Annotated in this window: 14 protein-coding genes; 10 read left to right on the forward strand and 4 right to left on the reverse strand. The window is 63.1% G+C overall.

Going from position 1 to position 17,152, the window contains the following annotated elements; translation table 11 throughout:
* Window position 1: 1 nt before the first annotated feature.
* The gene (locus tag ABVK50_RS08930; RefSeq protein ID WP_353641899.1) at window positions 2-904 is read right to left on the reverse strand and encodes a LysR substrate-binding domain-containing protein; all 903 of its coding nucleotides are present in this window, start codon (window positions 902-904) and stop codon (window positions 2-4) included.
* A gap of 100 nt (window positions 905-1,004) precedes the next feature.
* Here ABVK50_RS08930 and ABVK50_RS08935 point away from each other — a divergent pair, with 100 nt between their 5' ends.
* From ABVK50_RS08935 to ABVK50_RS08950, 4 genes are all read left to right on the forward strand, one after another.
* The gene (locus ABVK50_RS08935; RefSeq protein WP_353641898.1) at window positions 1,005-2,573 is read left to right on the forward strand and encodes a trimethylamine methyltransferase family protein; all 1,569 of its coding nucleotides are present in this window, start codon (window positions 1,005-1,007) and stop codon (window positions 2,571-2,573) included.
* A 41-nt stretch (window positions 2,574-2,614) separates the two neighbouring features.
* Window positions 2,615-4,267 (forward strand): ABC transporter substrate-binding protein, encoded by a 1,653-nt coding sequence (locus ABVK50_RS08940; RefSeq protein ID WP_353641897.1) that lies wholly within the window; start codon window positions 2,615-2,617, stop codon window positions 4,265-4,267.
* Window positions 4,268-4,351: 84 nt separating this feature from the next.
* Complete coding sequence (locus ABVK50_RS08945; RefSeq protein WP_353641896.1) at window positions 4,352-5,536, forward strand: mandelate racemase/muconate lactonizing enzyme family protein; 1,185 nt, start codon at window positions 4,352-4,354, stop codon at window positions 5,534-5,536.
* Between the two features lie 17 nt (window positions 5,537-5,553).
* A complete protein-coding gene (locus ABVK50_RS08950) occupies window positions 5,554-6,426 on the forward strand; it encodes an alpha/beta fold hydrolase (RefSeq protein ID WP_353641895.1) in 873 nt (290 codons plus the stop codon).
* A gap of 20 nt (window positions 6,427-6,446) precedes the next feature.
* On the opposite strand, the gene queF is transcribed toward ABVK50_RS08950, so the two are convergent.
* Window positions 6,447-6,908 carry a preQ(1) synthase gene (gene queF / locus ABVK50_RS08955; protein ID WP_353641894.1) on the reverse strand — a complete coding sequence of 154 codons (462 nt, stop codon included), beginning with the start codon at window positions 6,906-6,908 and terminating at the stop codon, window positions 6,447-6,449.
* Window positions 6,909-7,037: 129 nt separating this feature from the next.
* Here queF and ABVK50_RS08960 point away from each other — a divergent pair, with 129 nt between their 5' ends.
* A complete protein-coding gene (locus ABVK50_RS08960) occupies window positions 7,038-9,083 on the forward strand; it encodes an NADH:flavin oxidoreductase (RefSeq protein ID WP_353641893.1) in 2,046 nt (681 codons plus the stop codon).
* 21 nt (window positions 9,084-9,104) lie between these two features.
* Here the strand turns inward: ABVK50_RS08960 and ABVK50_RS08965 are convergent, their stop codons facing one another.
* Window positions 9,105-9,995 carry an alpha/beta hydrolase gene (locus ABVK50_RS08965; protein WP_353641892.1) on the reverse strand — a complete coding sequence of 297 codons (891 nt, stop codon included), beginning with the start codon at window positions 9,993-9,995 and terminating at the stop codon, window positions 9,105-9,107.
* A gap of 169 nt (window positions 9,996-10,164) precedes the next feature.
* Here ABVK50_RS08965 and ABVK50_RS08970 point away from each other — a divergent pair, with 169 nt between their 5' ends.
* The 4 genes from ABVK50_RS08970 (at window position 10,165) to ABVK50_RS08985 (ending at window position 13,592) form a co-directional block, all read left to right on the forward strand.
* Window positions 10,165-10,395 (forward strand): hypothetical protein, encoded by a 231-nt coding sequence (locus tag ABVK50_RS08970; RefSeq protein ID WP_353641891.1) that lies wholly within the window; start codon window positions 10,165-10,167, stop codon window positions 10,393-10,395.
* A gap of 140 nt (window positions 10,396-10,535) precedes the next feature.
* Window positions 10,536-10,835, forward strand: a complete 300-nt coding sequence (locus ABVK50_RS08975; protein ID WP_353641890.1) for a hypothetical protein — start codon at window positions 10,536-10,538, stop codon at window positions 10,833-10,835.
* Window positions 10,832-11,746, forward strand: coding sequence for a sigma-70 family RNA polymerase sigma factor (locus tag ABVK50_RS08980; RefSeq protein ID WP_353641889.1), 915 nt, complete (start codon window positions 10,832-10,834; stop codon window positions 11,744-11,746). Before ABVK50_RS08975 ends, ABVK50_RS08980 begins: the two co-directional genes overlap by 4 nt.
* Before the next feature lie 133 nt (window positions 11,747-11,879).
* Window positions 11,880-13,592: an adenylate/guanylate cyclase domain-containing protein gene (locus tag ABVK50_RS08985; RefSeq protein ID WP_353641888.1), complete on the forward strand. Its 1,713-nt coding sequence runs from the start codon at window positions 11,880-11,882 to the stop codon at window positions 13,590-13,592.
* 2 nt (window positions 13,593-13,594) lie between these two features.
* Here the strand turns inward: ABVK50_RS08985 and ABVK50_RS08990 are convergent, their stop codons facing one another.
* Window positions 13,595-15,670: an EAL domain-containing protein gene (locus ABVK50_RS08990; protein WP_353641887.1), complete on the reverse strand. Its 2,076-nt coding sequence runs from the start codon at window positions 15,668-15,670 to the stop codon at window positions 13,595-13,597.
* Between the two features lie 248 nt (window positions 15,671-15,918).
* Here ABVK50_RS08990 and ABVK50_RS08995 point away from each other — a divergent pair, with 248 nt between their 5' ends.
* Entirely contained in the window at window positions 15,919-17,133 is a 1,215-nt protein-coding gene (locus ABVK50_RS08995) for an acyl-CoA dehydrogenase (protein ID WP_353641886.1), read from the forward strand.
* Window positions 17,134-17,152 lie beyond the last annotated feature (19 nt).

Consider the following 17,152-nt stretch of genomic DNA (forward strand, 5'->3'; position numbering starts at 1 on the left):
CTCACGCCTGCGCGGCGAGCCAGTCGCGCACCTTTCTCGCGCTGGCCGACAACTCGCGATTTTTCGGCCAGACGACGTGGAAGGCCTTGCCGGTCCTCATCACATGGTCGGTGACCTGAACCAGCAGACCGCTCTCGACCAGCCTGTCGGTCAAGTGCCGCCAGCCGAGCGCGATGCCCTGGCCCCCCATTACCGCCTGGATGACGGGGACATAGTCATTGATGAGCAGCCCGCGATTGGCCACTGCGCCGTTGATGCCGGCCGATTGGAACCATTCATTCCACGTCGCGGCCTCTCGGAACGGCTCCTCGAGGTGGATGAGACGGTGGCGCGTCAGCTCGGCAACCGATTTAGGCGCGCCGTTGCGGCCGGCATAGGACGCGCCCGCCACGGCGTAGATCTCCTCCTGCGCCAGTGGCAGGCACTCGTAGAATGGAAAATCCGCCGGCGCCCCGCCGCGAATGCCGAGCGGGATGCCTTCGGCGATGAGGTCTATGTCCCGGTCCGAGGTCTGGATGCGCAGATCGGTGCCGGGCAGGTCGTCGCGGAACTGCTGCAGCCGCGGCATCATCCAGAAGGAGGCAAAGGCAGTGGACGCCGAGAGCGTCACATGTCCGCCGCCTGCGAAGGCGCGCAACTCTTCGGCCGACTTGCGAATATGCGAGAGACCGAGCGTGACGTCGGCGAAGAAGCGCTCACCGGCCTCCGTCAGCCGCACCTGACGATGCTTGCGCAGGAACAGGGTCACGCCGAGTTGCCGTTCCAGTCCGCGGACAGCGTAGGAGACGGCGGCCTGCGTCATGCCGAGCTCTCGCCCGGCGGCGGTAAAGCTGCCAAGCCTTCCGGCAGCCTCGAAGACAATGAGGGCGCCCGCGGAGGGGAGGAGATGGCGGAGGCTTTGCATAAGCGCAGCTTATAGAAGCCATGAGGATTTTCCAGCGTCACAACGACAGAACGTGCGGCTAGCTTCATGAAAACAAGGTCGATGATTTGCCGGAGGCGAAATGGCCGAAACGACGGGCGAAATGATTGAGAAACCGGCGCCCCGCCGCGAGCGCGGCGGCGGCAGGGTCGCGCGGCGCGAACTTCGCTCGCACGGCAGCCAGGGCCACGGCCGGCCCTATATCGCCCGCAACATCCCGACCTACGATATTTTGTCCGAGGAGAACTTGCTTCGCATCGAGGCGACGGCAGATCGCATCCTGGCCGAGATCGGGATCGAGTTTCGCGACGACCCGGTTGTGCTCGACCACTGGAAGCGGGCGGGGGCGAACATCAATGGCGCGCTGGTGAAGTTCGAACCCGGTATGCTGCGCGAGATATTGAGGACAGCGCCGGCCGAATTCACGCAGCATGCTCGCAATCCCGCCAATTCGGTGAAGATCGGCGGCAAGAATGTGGTCTTCTCGCCGGCCTACGGCTCGCCCTTCGTCATGGACCTCGACAAGGGCCGCCGCTACGGCACGATCGAGGATTTCCGCAATTTCGTGAAGCTGGCGCAGTCGTCGCCCTGGCTGCACCATTCCGGCGGCACGATCTGCGAGCCGGTCGATGTGCCGGTGAATAAGCGCCATCTCGACATGGTGTATTCCCACGTCAAATATTCCGACCGGGGCTTCATGGGGTCGGTGACGGCGGAGAGCCGGGCGGAAGATTCGATCGACATGGCGCGCATCGTCTTCGGCGAGAAATTCGCCGACGAGAACTGCGTCATCCTCGGCAACGTCAACGTCAACTCGCCGCTGGTCTGGGATGCGACGATGACGACGGCGCTGCGCGCTTATGCCCGCGCCAACCAGGCGGCGGTGATCGTGCCGTTCATCCTCGGCGGCGCCATGGGGCCGGTGACCAACGCCGGCGCCATCGCCCAGTCGCTCGCCGAAACCATGGCCGGGTGCGCGCTGACGCAGCTCGAACGCCCCGGAGCGCCGGTGATCTTCGGCAATTTCTTGTCCTCCATGTCGCTCCGCTCGGGCTCGCCGACCTTCGGCACGCCGGAGCCGGCAATCGGCTCGATGGTGATCGGGCAGCTTGCGCGGCGGCTGAACCTGCCGCTGCGCTGTTCTGGCAACTTCACCACGTCGAAGCTGCCGGACGCGCATGCGATGAACGAGGGCACCATGTCGATGCTCGCCGCGGTCCATTGCGGCGCGAATTTTATTCTCCACTCAGCCGGTTTCCTCGACGGGCTTTTGTCCATGTCCTACGAAAAGTTCGTCATGGACGCGGATTTCTGCGGCGCGCTGCACACCTATCTCGACGGCGTCAGGATCGACGACAACCAGCTTGCGCTGGACGCCTTTAAGGAGGTTGGGCCGGGCAGCCACTTCTTCGGCTGCGCCCACACCATGCAGAACTACGAAACCGCGTTCTGGGATTCCGAGGTCGCTGACAATGAGCCTTTCGAGAAATGGGAGGCGGCGGGAAGCGAAGACGCCGCCATCCGCGCCAACAAGCGCTGGAAGAAGGCGCTCGCCGAATATGAGGCCCCGCCGCTCGACGAAGGGATCGACGAAGCCCTGAAGGACTTCATGGCGCGCCGGAAGGGCCAGATGGACGACGCCTGGTACTGAGGCGGCGAGCACAAGCAACAAGGGAACATTGGGAGGAACACATGGCATTCTTCAGGAGCAATGAAGACCGCGTCCCCGCGGTCATCGAGCAAATGGCCGAGGCGGCTCGGGCCGGGCGCATGGATCGGCGCGAATTCCTGGCGATGGCGAGTGCGATGGGCGCATCGACCGCATTCGCCTATGGCATGATCGGGCTGGCCGCTCCCACGCGGGCGCTGGCCCAGGAAGCGAAGAAGGGCGGCGTGCTGAAGGTGGCTATGGCCGTGAAGGCGCAGAAGGATCCGCGCACTTATGACTGGGTGGAGATGGCGAACATCACCCGGACTTTCCTGGAACCGCTGGTCAAATACACGCGGGAATTCACTTTCGAGCCGGTTTTGCTCGAAAGCTGGGACGTGAATGACGAAGCCACCGAATATGTCCTGCACGTCAGGAAAGACGTGACCTGGAACAATGGCGATGAGTTCAATGCCGACGACGTGATCTTCAACCTCAACCGCTGGTGCGACAAGGCGGCCACGGGCAACTCCATGGCCGCGCGGGTGGGCTCGCTGATCGACGAGGCGACCGGCCGTGCCAGAGAAGGCGCCATCACCCGCGTCGACGACCACACGGTGAAGCTGGCGCTCAATAACCCGGACATTTCGATCATTCCCAACCTGACGGACTATCCGGCGCTCGTCGTGCACCGGAACTTCGAGGCGGACGGCGCCGATCCGATCGCCAAGCCGATAGGCACCGGGGCGTTCGAACTCGTTTCTTACGACGTCGGCTCCAAAGCCGTGGTCAAACGCCGTGAAAATGGAAGCTGGTGGGGCGGGGAGTCGCTGCTGGACGGAGTCGAATTCATCGACTACGGCACCGATCCGGCGGCGATGCTGAATGCGTTCGAATCCGGAGAGATCCAGGCCAATTTCGAGACGCCGGCCGATTATGTGGACATACTCGACGGCATGGGCCTGGTGAAATCGGAAGTGGCGACGGCGACAACGCTGGTGGCGCGCACCAACGTGACCCACAAGCCATACGACGACCAGCGGGTGCGCAATGCCCTGCAGATGGCGGTGGACAATAATGTGGTGCTGCAACTCGGCTATAGCGGCCGCGGCACGGTGGGAGAAAACCACCACGTCAGCCCGATTCATCCCGAATACGCGGAACTGCCGAAGAAGCAGCGCGATCTGGAAGGTGCAAAAAAGCTTCTGGAAGAGGCCGGGCAGATCGATTTCGAGCACGATCTGATAACCGTCGAGGACGACTGGCAGAAGAACACAGGCGACGCCATCGCGGCGCAACTCCGCGAAGCCGGAATCAAAGTGAAGCGCACGGTTCTGCCGGGCTCCACCTTCTGGAACGACTGGACGAAATATCCCTATTCGATGACCATCTGGTACATGCGTCCGCTAGGGGTGCAGGTCCTGGCGCTTGGCTACAGGACGGGAGAGGCCTGGAACGAGAGCGGCTACTCCAACCCTGAATTCGACGCCAAGCTCAATGAGGCGCTTGCGATCGTCGATCCCGAAAAACGCCGCGAGGTCATGAGGGAGGTCGAGCAGATACTCCAGGACTCCGGCGTCATCATCCAGCCATTCTGGCAATCTCTCTATTGCCACATGGCCGAGGCGGTGAAGGATCATGGCATCCATCCGACCTTCCAGATGGACCTGCAGAAGGTTTGGCTTGAGACGGCATGACGGCGCCGTGATTGACGGCGCTCTTGGGCGGCGATCGACGACCCGCCGCAGGGCTGAGTGACGCTTGGTGTTGAGGGCTGTGCGATGAAGATCACCAATATCCGCGTCACCCATGTCAACGTGCCGCTGGATGCCCCCTTCTGGTGGACCGCCGGCCTCTATGGCGGCGCCTCGAAATCAATCGTCGAGGTCGAGACTGACGCAGGCGTGGTGGGTCTGGGCGAAGCGCCGTGGTGGCATTTCGGCGAGGTCATAAAGGCCGAGATTGCGCCGGCGCTGATCGGCGCCGACCCTCTCGACCTCGCCGACTGCGAGGCACGCTGCGTGCCGCCGTGGCAGATCACCGCCAACACCGGGGAGAACGCTTCCTCGGTTGCCTTCGGCGCGGTCGAGCTTGCGCTCTGGGACATCCGCGGCAAGGTTTTCGGCATGCCGCTTTACAAGCTTCTCGGCGGCGCGGTCCGCAAGGACATCCCGTTTTCCGAATATTTCGCCTTCCGTCCCGCGCATGACGGCGCCGGCGGCGAGATGACGCCGGAGGCCATCGTCGATTATTGCCTCAAGATGCGGGAGGAGCATGGCTCCACGATTTTCGAGGGCAAATTGATCATGGGCGATCCGGGGCTGGAGATCCGGACCGTCAGGAAACTGCGCGAGGCGCTGGGGCTGGATGTCCAGCTCAAGCTTGATTCCAACATGCAGTGGTCGCTCACGACGGCGCGCCGGGTGCTTCGCGAGATCGAGCCTTACGACATCCGGAACTACGAAGACCCGGTGGCTACTTTCGAGGAAATGGCGGCGCTGAGACAGCACTCGACCATTCCTTTCTCAACTCATATCCCGGATTTGAGGCGGGCGGTGGCGCTCGGTGCGCCCGACTATTTCGTCTGTAACTTCGCGGCGCTCGGCGGGTTGTCAAAGACGCTCAAATTCATCGCCGCCTGCGAAGCGATGGGAAAGGGCTTCTGGTGCTATTCCAACGATCTCGGCATCATGACCGCCGCCTATCTGCACGTCGTCGCGGCGACGCCCTGGATCACGGAGGCATCGCAGTCGCTGTTTCGCTGGCAGATCGGCGATGTGGTCAGAAATGGCCCTTTCCGCCAGACGAACAACACAGTCCGGGTGCCGGAAGGCGACGGGCTAGGTGTCGAGCTTGATCCGGAAGCGATGAGCCGCTGGGCGAAGCATTTTGCCGAGAATGGCCCGATGGGCCATTTCAGTGATCCCGACAATCCCGGCCGCTACCGCCGGCTGCCGCTGCACTGATGTAGGCGGGTTCGCAGATGCTTAGAGCCTCTCCCCTTGCAGTGCTGGTGCCCCTGACGCTGCTTGGCGCGGGACTATGGTCGGTTGGTTCCGAGGCGATTGCGCGTGTGCCGCGGGCGGTTCTCAGGCCGCCGGCTGATTTTCCCCTCGAAACGGTTGCCCTCGCCGACCTGGCGCGTCCTGAACTTTCCGGATGGGTGGCCGAGCGCCCCGGCAGCTGCGCTGTTGTCGTGCTTCTCCATGGACGAGGTGCGAGCAAGGCCGACATGGTCGCGCGCGCAAAGCTGCTTTTTGCCTTCGGCTATTCGGTCGCGCTTTTCGATCTCTCCGGCCACGGCGAAAGCGCCGGGACCATGCGCGGCTTTGGCTATGCAGAGGCTGAAGATGTGCACCGCATCCTTACTTTTGCGAAGGGCCGCTTTGACGGGCAGCGGATCGGCGCCGTCGGATCATCCCTTGGCGCGGCCGCCTTAGTCTTTGCCGCCGACAAAGAGCCAGCGGACGCCTACGTTCTGGAACAGCTCTACGCGACGCTTATCGAAACAACCGCCTTACGGTCGCCAATCCCCTTCGCCCGCAAGCTGCAGGCATGGCTGCTCCTTTCGCAAATGCCGCTGAGACTTGGCTACGGCGCGGCGGATGTCAGGCCAATCGACCATATGGGCGGGATCGGCGGACCGGCACTGCTACTTGCAGGCGCGTCCGATCCCTTCATCGATCCGAGCCAGACGCACGCGCTGAAGCAGGCTTCGCACCTGCGTGCGGAGTTGGTGTGGTTCGAGGGCGCCGGGCATGTCGATCTCCAGCGCTATGATGCGGGCAAATACCGCAATGCGGTTGTTCCCTTCCTCGAGAAAAATCTCTGCCGGAACGGGGTAGATCCGAAATGACGGGCAGCGTGGCGCACCGCTTAACCCCGCCCGCGATAGGGCGCGACGCCGGTATCCGGCAGCCAGGCGCCTTCCGGCGGGGCGCCGGTCTGCCAGAACACGTCGATCGGAATGCCGCCGCGCGGATACCAATAGCCGGCGATGCGCAGCCACAGCGGCTTGGTCGCCTCGATGATGCGCCGGCCGATCATGACAGTGCAATCCTCGTGAAACGCGCCGTGATTGCGGAACGAGGTCAGAAAAAGCTTCAGCGACTTCGATTCCACGAGCGCGGCGTCGGGTGCGTAATCGACGACGATATGCGCGAAATCGGGCTGGCCGGTCACCGGGCAGAGCGAGGTGAATTCCGGGCAGGTGAAGCGCACGATCGCCGGCGGACCGTCGCCGCGCGTATACGGCACGGTCTCCAGGGTGGCGGTTTCCGGCGAGGCAGGCGTTTCCACACGCGCGCCGAGTTGGGTAAGGCTGTCGGTTTCGGTCATCTTCTGCTCCTCTCATTCCTATGCAACCGGAATGAGACTTGTTGATTGGCCGCATGATCTCGTCCGGAAAGTCTGCGGGATCATGCTTTAGCGGGCGCTTATAAGCATATTGTGTCGGAACAAAAGACCATGATGAGCAACGATCCGCTTCTTCAGCCCTATCAGCTGAAACACCTGACGCTCAAGAACCGCGTCATGTCGACAGCGCACGAGCCGGCCTATTCCGAAGACGGCATGCCGAAGGAACGCTACCGGCTCTACCATGCCGAAAAGGCCAAGGGCGGCATGGCGCTGACCATGACGGCGGGCTCGGCGATCGTGAGCAGAGACAGTCCGGCGGCCTTCGGCAATCTCCAGGCTTATCGCGACGAGATCGTGCCCTGGATGCGCGAGCTCGCCGATTCCTGCCATGAGCACGACTGCAAGGTGATGATCCAGCTCACCCATCTCGGCCGCCGCACAGGCTGGAACAGGGCCGACTGGCTGCCGGTGCTCTCGGCTTCGCCGGTGCGCGAACCGGCGCACCGCTCGTTTCCGAAGATCGCCGAGGATTGGGATCTGGACCGCATCGTCGCCGACTATGCGTCGGCCGCGCAGAGGATGCAGGCGGCAGGCCTCGACGGCCTGGAGTTCGAGGCCTACGGCCATCTGATGGACGGGTTCTGGTCGCCGGCCACGAATTTTCGCGACGACGAATATGGCGGATCGCTCGACAACCGGCTGCGCTTCACCTGGCGGGTCATCGATGCGGTGCGCAAGGCGGTCGGCGATGAGTTCATCGTCGGCATCCGGATGGTGGCGGACGAGGATTTCGAAAAGGGCCTGTCGAAGGACGAGGGCGTCGAGATCGCCCGGCGGCTGGCGGCGTCCGGAAAATTCGATTTCCTGAATATCATCCGTGGCTCGATCCAGACGGACGCCGCACTGACCAATGTCATCCCGATAACCGGCATGCGCTCATCGCCGCATCTCGATTTTGCCGGCGAGGTGAGGGCGGCGACGAAATTTCCGACCTTCCATGCTGCCCGCATCGCCGACATCGCGACGGCGCGGCACGCCATCGCGGGCGGAAAACTCGACATGGTCGGCATGACCCGCGCGCATCTCGCCGACCCGCACATCGTCCGCAAGGTCATGGAAGGCCGCGAACACGAAATCCGCCCATGCGTCGGCGCCACCTACTGCCTCGACCGCATCTATGAGGGCGGCGAAGCGCTGTGCATCCACAACGCCGCGACCGGCCGCGAGGCGACTATTCCGCATGTTATTTCCCGAGCGGACGGTCCGCTGAAAAAAGTCGTGGTGGTGGGGGCAGGCCCGGCGGGGCTCGAGGCGGCCAGGGTGGCGGCCGAGCGCGGCCATTCGGTGACGGTGCTGGAGGCGTCGGGGCAGGCGGGTGGCCAAGTCAGGCTCGCGGCGCAGAACATGCGCCGACGGGAACTGATAGGCATCGTCGACTGGCGGCTATCCGAACTGGAGAGGCTCGGAGTCGAAATCCGCTACGACACATGGGCGGAAAAGGACGACGTGCTGGCGCTTAAACCCGATGTGGTGATCGTCGCCACCGGCGGCCTGCCGCAGAACCCGCCGCTGGAAACGGGCGACGACCTCGTCACCTCGAGCTGGGACATCGTCGCGGGCAGCGTGAAGCCGGCCGAAAACGTGCTTCTCTACGACGACAATGGCGGCCATCAGGGCATGACCGCGGCCGAACTGATCGCCAATGCCGGCTCGAAGCTCGAACTCGTTTCGCCGGAGCGGTTCTTCGCGCCGGAAATGGGCGGCATGAACCACGTGCCCTATATGGGCGCCTTCCACGAGAAGGGCGTGACCATCACCATCAACACCCGGCTTCATGCGGTACGGCGCGAAGGAAATCAACTGGTTGCGACGCTTTCCTCGGATTTCGCCAAAGGCTGGCGGGATGAGCGCCGCGTCGACCAAGTGGTGGTGGAGCACGGCACGCTGCCGCTCGACGACCTCTATCTCGCGCTGAAGCCGCTTTCGAGGAACGGCGGCGCGGTCGACTACGAGAAGCTGGTCGAGGGCGGCGAGATTTTCCCGCTGAAAAGCCTCGATGCCGGCTTCACGCTGCTTCGCATCGGCGACGCGGTTGCAGCGCGCAACATACACGCGGCGGTCTATGACGGGATCAGATTCGGGATACGAATCTAGCTCCTCAGCGGCCAGAGCGATCTATTGCGGTAGATTCTCCGCGATGAAGTCGCCGGTCTTGACGATCAGTTCGTCGACCGTCTTGGCGTCCTGGAAGGCGTTGAAGACGTGGTCCATCGGGCGGACCCACAGTTCTTCCGGGCCGTCATGGTAATCGAGCAGCACTTGGCCTGCCGCCGGTTGCGGGAAGACGACGTCGTCCTTGGTGCCGACCGCGACCAGAAGCGGCCCGTCATATCGGGTGATCTCCGCCACGGGGTCGATCGCATAGAGGCTATCGAAGAAGCCGGTCTTGAGCGAGACCTCGGCGCCCCAGGGCAGCTTCGCGCTCACCGGCTGGCCGCCGCTGGCGAGGCCCTGTTTGACGGTCTCATGGCCTAGTACGAAGGCCATCGAACCGGCCATATTGGTGCCCGGCGCCCAGAGCGAGACCGAGGTAAGCTCGTGTTCGGTACGGCCGGCGACTGCAGACGCAACCGCGCCGCCCATGCTCCAGCCGACCAGTGCGATCCTGTCCTTATCGACTTCGCCGCCGGCTGCAAGAAAATCGAGCGCTGCCAGCGCGTCCTTTATCTGCCCGTCGAGCGTGGTGTCCTCGAACTTGCCTTCGCTCTCGCCGCTGCCGCGGAAGTCTATACGGAGGCTTGCGATGCCTTTGTCCGCCCACATGCGGGCGGCGCGCTCGAAAATGCCCTCCTTCTCGGAAGGGATCTCCAACTCGTCGCGGCTGCCGGTAAAGCCGTGCAGAAGGAGGACGGCCGGCGGCGCTGTGACGCCGTCAGGCAACGCCAGAGTGCCGATCACCTTTTGCCCGTCGACAGTGAAGTCGACCATCCGTTCCGCGGATTGCGCGGCCGGCGCAAGAAGGATCGAGGCGGCGAGGACGACGAAATGGGCATTCAGCTTCGGCATGATTGTTCCTCTTGAAGACGGCTTCTTTTCCGTTCGCCTCTAGCGGTAGCATGGCCCGCCTCGTGGGCAAATCCGATCGTGGCAGCGGAATTGCGATGCCAGCATGTCAGGAACATCCAGTCTCGGCGCGCGTTGGCCAAATTCGAAAAAAACCACGGGAGCGTTGAACATGCTTACCCGCATCCGTCCATCGCAGGTCGCGCAATCGAGATCGGCCGCGCTCCAGGCAATGGCCGTAGGCGCGGTAGCGGTCGGCGCGCTCGCCTTCGGGGCTATGGCAATCGGCCGTCTTTCAATCCGCAAGGCGCGGATACGATCACTGGAGGTCGATGATCTGACGGTGCGCAATCTCAACATCGTCGAAGGCGCACGGCCCGGCGGCGGGGCTCGAAAGCGGTAGAGCACGGCACATAGCGGACAGCACCCGACACAGGATAGCGATTGGAAGGTCTCGCTTGACCGAATTTTTCGGTCCCGAGCGAATCCTTTCGCATGTCCCGGACGTCTTTTTGGCAAGACACACAAATGGAGCAACTTGCCATGAAACGAACTTTGGTACGATATCGGACCAAGCCGGAAAGCATCGCGGAGAACGAGCGCCTGATAAAGGATGTGTTCAAGGAGCTTCACGCTCAAGCGCCGGAAGGCATCCGCTATATGGCCCTGAAGCTCGCTGACGGTTCTTTCGTGCATCTGGTGGAGAGCGACGGCGGCGACAGTCCTCTCCCCAAACTGGATGCATTTCGAAAATTCCAGGCCGATCTCAAGGAGCGTGTGATGGAGCAGCCGCAGGCGAACGAGGCGACCATAGTCGGCGACTATCGGATGCTCGGCGCGTGAACGAGAGTCCCGCCAACGCGCCGCGGGCCGACCAGCCGGAGGGAAGCGAGGCTTTTGCCCGGCTGTTTCGCGAATTGCGGCCAAAGCTGCACCGCTATTGCGCGCGCATGACCGGCTCCGTCATCGACGGCGAGGACATTTTGCAGGAGGCGCTGCTGCGGGCCATGGAAGCCCTGCCCAAGGCGGGACCAATCGCCCGGCCGGAGGGCTGGCTGTTTCGCATCGCGCACAATGCGGCGCTCGATTTCCTGCGCCGCCGCGCCCGGCGAGACGCCGTCCAAACCGACGAGGAAACGGAAATGATCGCCGATCCTGTATCCGCCGTGGACGATCGCCAGGCCGCCGCGGCAAGCCTGCGCACCTTCATGCGCCTGTCGGTGGCGCAGCGCAGCAGCGTCATCCTGATGGACGTTCTCGGCTATTCGCTGCAGGAAATCGGCAGCGTTACCGGCCTGACCATGCCGTCGGTCAAGGCGTCCCTGCATCGCGGCCGCATGCGGCTGCGCGAACTGGCCGGCGAGCCTGACGACCTTGCGCCGCCTGTGCTGGAGGAGCGCGAGCGCAGGTGCCTTGCGCTTTATGTCGACCGCTTCAATGCGCGCGACTTCGATGCGCTGCGCGACCTGCTGGCCGACGAGGTCCGGCTCGAACTCGTCAACCAGAGCCGGATGAACGGCCGGCGCGAGGTGGCTAACTATTTCGGCAATTACGCGCGAATCGCCGGCTGGCGTCTCGCTGCGGGTTTTGTCGAGAGGCGTCCCGCGGTGCTGGTGTTCGACGACGCCGACCCTTCCGGCGCGCCGAGCTACTTTATCCTGCTGCAATGGTCGGGTGGCGAGATCCTGAACATTCGCGACTTTCGCTACGCCCGATATGCCATCGCGGATGCGGATGTGATCGCCGTGGATTAATCGGCGAGAGCAATCGGTTCGCTGAGCCTCCGAGCGCCGCTACTTCAGCCATCCTCCTTACTTGCAGCCCGCCCTAGGCCGCCGCCTCGAGAGGCTGTAGTATTGCGCCGTTCCCGTTGAATGAGGTGAAGCGATGGATCGACGCTTGGCCGCCATTCTCTCTGCTGACATTGCTGGTTACAGCCGTTTGATGGGAGAGGACGAGGAGGGTACCGTCCGCGCTCTGCAGGACCATCAGGCTGCCGTGCTTCCGGTGATCCGGGAAAATGGTGGACGTGTCATCAACGTTGCTGGAGATGGCATGCTGGCCGAATTCGGCAGCGTGTTGGGCGCGGTCCGCGCCGCAGTCGCAATCCAGAAGCTGCTAGCCGCGCGCAACGCCGAAATCGCTGTATCGCGCCGTTTGGAGTTCCGGATCGGCGTCAACCAGGGCGAAATCGTAGCCGACAGTAACGAGGTCTATGGAGACGGCATCAATGTCGCCGCAAGGCTTCAGGCGTTGGCTGAACCCGGAGGAATAGCAATTTCGGGCCGCGTTCATGAAGACGTGGCCGGCAAGCTCGACCTAATATGGCGGGATTCCGGCAAGCAAAGCCTGAAGAATATCGCCCGGCCGATACGCGTCTGGCAGTGGTCGGAAGCGGGCATACCCGAACCGCCCCGCCTGCCGCTGCCGGAGAAACCGTCCGTCGCTGTTTTGCCGTTCGACAATCTGAGCGGAGGGGGCGGCGATACATTCTTCAGCGACGGCATAACTGAAGACATCATCACCGGACTTGCACGGTTCCGTTCGCTTTTCGTCGTCGCCCGCAATTCGTCATTCGCGTTCCGGGGCAAGTCGGTCGGGCTGACTGAGATCGGCCGGCAGCTTGGCGTGTCCTATCTTCTGGAGGGAAGTGTCCGGCGTGCTGGAGAGCGCATCCGCATCACGGCGCAGCTTGTCGATGCGGCGAGCGGCGTTCACGTCTGGGCCGACCGCTACGATCGCGATGCAGTCGAAATCTTCGAAGTGCAGGACGAAGTCGTCGCGATGATCGTATCGACCCTCGTCGGAAGGATAGAGGAAGCGAATTATCAGCGATCCGTACGCAAGCCCCCGACGAGTCTCGCCGCCTACGATCTTCTTCTGCGCGGCATCGTCCATTTCAGGGGCTATGCCGACGACGACAACAGCCGGGCCTGCGACTGCTTCGAAAAAGCCATTGCCTTGGACGAGCGATACGCTCTGGCCTATGCATATCTCGCGCTCGCCAGATTGGCCCTGCATGGTTACATTGCCGCTTCGGCCGACGTGAAGAAAACATCATGCGCAACGGCGAGGCGAGCGGTCGAACTGGACCCGCAAGACGGACGCTGCCATCGCGCGCTGGGGCACATTCTGCTCTATGTTCGCGACTATGACCTTGCCGAACATCATACAAGGCGGGCCGTCGATCTGAACCCCAGCGACGCCGACTGTGCGGTATCCATGGGTTTCCTTCTGGCGGTCCGAGGGCGCTCGGCGGAAGGTGTGGTGTGGATCGAAAAGGCAATGCGGCTCAATCCGTTCCACCCGCCATGGTACCATGTGCAACTCGGGGTGGCGCTTTACTCGCTCCGCCGATTCTCTGACGCTGCACAGGCTTTCAGGCGCACGCCGCATATCGGCGGATGGTCCTACCGGCTTGCGGCATGCTACGGCCAGCTCGGGCAGGCTCGAGAGGCAGCGGAAGAGGTGGAAGCTGTCCTGCGGTCCAACCCGGATTTCTCGATCGACCGCTTTCTGGAGAACTATACCCTGCTCGAACGGCTAGAGGATCGTGAACTTCTGCGCGAAGGAATGATCAAGGCGGGCCTACCAGAATAACCCTAAGCCCGGCTCCCCTGCAGCACCGTCAGAACGGGCCTTTTCGGCGCGCGCGACATCAGCCATTCGCGCGCCTTGTCGTCTGGCATGGGGAAGGCGATGTGGTAGCCCTGGACCTGGTCGCAGCCGATCGACACGAGGGAATCGAGCTCGGCCTCGGTCTCGGCGCCCTCGGCGATGATCGAGATGCCGAGCCCGCGCGCGAGTTCGGTGATGGCGCGCACGATCTTGGAGTTGTCGCCGTTTGAGTTGATGTTCTGGACGAAGCGCCGGTCTATCTTGAGGCGGTCGATCTCGTTGGGATTGACGTGGCTGAGCGAGGCGTAGCCGGTGCCGAAATCGTCAAGCTCCAGATGCACGCCGGCCGAGCGGATGTGGCGCAGTTTCGCGGCGATGCCGGTCTTTTCGTCATCCAGGATGACGGATTCGACGATTTCCAGCGACAGTTTTTCCGGCGGCAGCCCGGCTCTTTCCAGGGTCTCGAACAGGAAGCTGTCGAAGTCGTTCTCGCGCAGCTCCGAGCCTGAGACGTTGATGGCTATACGGCCGAAGCCGATGCCGGCGCGGTGCCATTCGGCCGCCTCGTTGATCGCCTTGCGCACGATGATGCGGCCGATCTCGGCCATCAGGCCGGATTTTTCCGCTACCGGTATGAACTCGCCCGGCGAGACCATGCCGCGCTCGGGGTGCTTCCAGCGCACCAGCGCCTCGACGCCGGTGATCGTGCCGTTCGATATCGAAACCTGCGGCTGGTAGTAGACGCTGAACGATTCCAGCGCGATCGCCGCCTTGAGGTCGGCTTCGAGCTGCTTGCGGTGCTCCAGCTCGCGACGCAGCTCCTCCGAGAAGAAGGAGAACGCGCCGCCGCCAAGCTTCTTGGCGGAATAGAGCGCGAGATCGGCATGCACCAGCAGGTCGGCCGCATTGTCGGCGTCGACCGGATAGACCGCGATGCCGGCGCTGGCGCCGGGGTGGATGGTCGCACCCTGGAAGCTGATCGGCTCGTTGATGCATTCGAGAATGCGCTTGGCGACCATGTTGATGTCTTCGGTGGCGCCGGCGCCGTTCAGGATCATGACGAATTCGTCGCCGCCGAGCCGAACGCAAAGGTCGGAGGCGCGGCAGGAATCGCGCATGCGCTGGGCGGTCACCACGAGCACGTAATCGCCTGCGGCGTGTCCGAGCGTGTCGTTTATCTGCTTGAACCGGTCGAGGTCGATCTGGACGACGGCGAGGCGTTCCTGGCGCCGGTGCGCGCCCTTTATCAGCGTGTCGAAATGATCGGTCAGGAAGGTGCGGTTGTAGAGGCCGGTCAGGCCGTCATGAATGGCGATGAAAGCCATGGAATTGCGCGCGTCGACCAGTTCGTGGGTCCGCCGCAGGATGACGTCCGACATCGGCCGGAAGATGAAGAGCGCGACCATGACGATGATGCCGATCGTCGTGTAGAACAGCGTGCGGTGGAGGTCGAGCAGGCTTTCCAGGCGCTGGTCGGCATTGAAGGCGATGCGCTCGCCAAGGGCTGCGTAGCCGTCTAGCGTGGCGCGAGCGGCGGTCTCGTCGAGCCGCGCGCGCTCCCGGCCGGCCATGTAGTCGACGCCGGAAGTGCCGATGCCGAGCTGCGATTCGAGCGCGGCGACGAAGCGCCAGCCATTCGCCGCCAGGCCCGCCGAGAAGAAATCGAGGTGGTGCGGTTTGGCAAACAGCACGGCTTCAACCGACTGCGGGTCGTGACGGGCCGGAGACAGCGGATCGGCCCCGGTGCGCGCGAGCAGCAGGTCGTAGTTCTTCTCGAACTCGTTTGTCGCCTCCTTCAGTAGGCCGACCAGCGCCGGCTGCTCGTTGCGCGGCGCGGTCTCGGCGGCGTTGGCCAGGAACACGATGCGTTGCGAAAGCGCTTTTTGGGTGCCGGTAAGTGCCAGTAGCGCCTGATCGTGCTGCTGCGCGGCCATCAACTGCTGCAGAACCATGAAGGAGGCCATCGCCATCGCCGCGATGATCAGAAGCGCGATCCAGTAGGCGCTCTTGAAGTGCAGGATAAGCCTTCGAGCGCTGGTGTTTGCCGGCTGCTGCGACATGTGAAAATAGCCCCTGAAACCCAATGCCCCGATACGTCATTGGACCATGTCCGGCAAAGGGTTAACAGGTCGGCAAATCAAGCCGGAGCAGCGTCGCCGTTCGCTGCAAACACGGATGCTGGTTAGCGATGCGTTGCGGGAATAGGGAGGATTTGGCGGATTCGCGGCGGCGTGCCTCGATAATAGGCATTTCACTGCCGGACATTACCCATTAAACTGTCCGTCGAACCCCAAGAAAAATTTCGGAAATGATCATGAACATTGAAAGCAGGACGGCCAAGGCCGCCGCGTCCTTCGTCTGGAACGACCCATTCCTCCTCGAGGATCAGCTCTCCGAGGAAGAGCGGATGATCCGCGACGCGGCCGCAAGCTTCGCCGCCGACAAGCTCGCGCCCCGCGTCGAGGAAGCCTATCTCAACGAAGTCACGGACCCGTCGATCTTTCGCGAGATGGGCGAGGCGGGCCTGCTCGGCATCACCATTCCGGAGGAATATGGCGGCATCGGCGCCGGTTACGTGACCTATGGGCTGGTTGCGCGCGAGGTCGAACGCGTCGATTCCGGCTACCGCTCGATGATGAGCGTGCAGTCGTCGCTGGTGATGTATCCGATCCACGCCTACGGCTCGGAAGAACAGCGGAAAAAATACCTGCCGAAACTGGCCTCGGGCGAATGGATCGGCTGTTTCGGCCTGACAGAGCCGGATGCGGGCTCCGATCCGGGCGGCATGAAGACGCGCGCTGAGAAGACCGCGAACGGCTACCGTATTTCCGGCTCGAAAATGTGGATCTCCAACTCGCCGATCGCCGACGTTTTCGTCGTCTGGGCCAAATCCGCCGCGCACGACAACCAGATTCGCGGCTTTGTCCTAGAAAAGGGCATAAAAGGGCTCTCGGCGCCGAAGATCGGCGGCAAGCTCTCGCTGCGGGCGTCGATCACCGGTGAGGTGGTGATGGACGGCGTGGAAGTCGGCGAGGAGGCGCTTCTGCCTAACGTCTCGGGCCTGAAAGGGCCGTTCGGCTGTCTCAACCGCGCGCGCTACGGCATCTCATGGGGCGCGATGGGCGCGGCCGAGGATTGCTGGCACAGGGCGCGGCAATATGGCCTTGACCGCAAACAGTTCGGCAGGCCGCTGGCGCAGACGCAGCTTTTCCAGAAGAAGCTCGCCGACATGCAAACCGAAATCGCGCTCGGCCTGCAGGGGTCGCTTCGCGTGGGCCGGCTGATGGACGAGGGCAAGATGGCTCCAGAGATGATCTCGATCGTCAAGCGCAACAATTGCGGCAAGGCGCTCGACATCGCCCGTCAGGCCCGTGACATGCATGGCGGCAACGGCATTCAGATCGGTTATCACGTCATGCGCCACGCGCAGAACCTGGAAACGGTCAACACCTACGAGGGCACGCACGACGTGCATGCGCTGATCCTCGGCCGTGCGCAGACCGGACTGCAGGCGTTTTTCTGAGTCGCAATCGCTCCGCGTT

The organism is Mesorhizobium sp. WSM2240 (genome assembly GCF_040438645.1).
Classification (GTDB): domain Bacteria; phylum Pseudomonadota; class Alphaproteobacteria; order Rhizobiales; family Rhizobiaceae; genus Allomesorhizobium.

Excerpts from the sequence above, each read along its gene's own strand:
- ABVK50_RS08930 (WP_353641899.1), bottom strand. The coding sequence starts at position 904 with ATGCAAAGCCTCCGCCATCTCCTCCCCTCCGCGGGCGCCCTCATTGTC.
- ABVK50_RS08935 (WP_353641898.1), top strand. The coding sequence starts at position 1,005 with ATGGCCGAAACGACGGGCGAAATGATTGAGAAACCGGCGCCCCGCCGC.
- ABVK50_RS08940 (WP_353641897.1), top strand. The coding sequence starts at position 2,615 with ATGGCATTCTTCAGGAGCAATGAAGACCGCGTCCCCGCGGTCATCGAG.
- ABVK50_RS08945 (WP_353641896.1), top strand. The coding sequence starts at position 4,352 with ATGAAGATCACCAATATCCGCGTCACCCATGTCAACGTGCCGCTGGAT.
- ABVK50_RS08950 (WP_353641895.1), top strand. The coding sequence starts at position 5,554 with ATGCTTAGAGCCTCTCCCCTTGCAGTGCTGGTGCCCCTGACGCTGCTT.
- queF (WP_353641894.1), bottom strand. The coding sequence starts at position 6,908 with ATGACCGAAACCGACAGCCTTACCCAACTCGGCGCGCGTGTGGAAACG.
- ABVK50_RS08960 (WP_353641893.1), top strand. The coding sequence starts at position 7,038 with ATGATGAGCAACGATCCGCTTCTTCAGCCCTATCAGCTGAAACACCTG.
- ABVK50_RS08965 (WP_353641892.1), bottom strand. The coding sequence starts at position 9,995 with ATGCCGAAGCTGAATGCCCATTTCGTCGTCCTCGCCGCCTCGATCCTT.
- ABVK50_RS08970 (WP_353641891.1), top strand. The coding sequence starts at position 10,165 with ATGCTTACCCGCATCCGTCCATCGCAGGTCGCGCAATCGAGATCGGCC.
- ABVK50_RS08975 (WP_353641890.1), top strand. The coding sequence starts at position 10,536 with ATGAAACGAACTTTGGTACGATATCGGACCAAGCCGGAAAGCATCGCG.
- ABVK50_RS08985 (WP_353641888.1), top strand. The coding sequence starts at position 11,880 with ATGGATCGACGCTTGGCCGCCATTCTCTCTGCTGACATTGCTGGTTAC.
- ABVK50_RS08990 (WP_353641887.1), bottom strand. The coding sequence starts at position 15,670 with ATGTCGCAGCAGCCGGCAAACACCAGCGCTCGAAGGCTTATCCTGCAC.
- ABVK50_RS08995 (WP_353641886.1), top strand. The coding sequence starts at position 15,919 with ATGATCATGAACATTGAAAGCAGGACGGCCAAGGCCGCCGCGTCCTTC.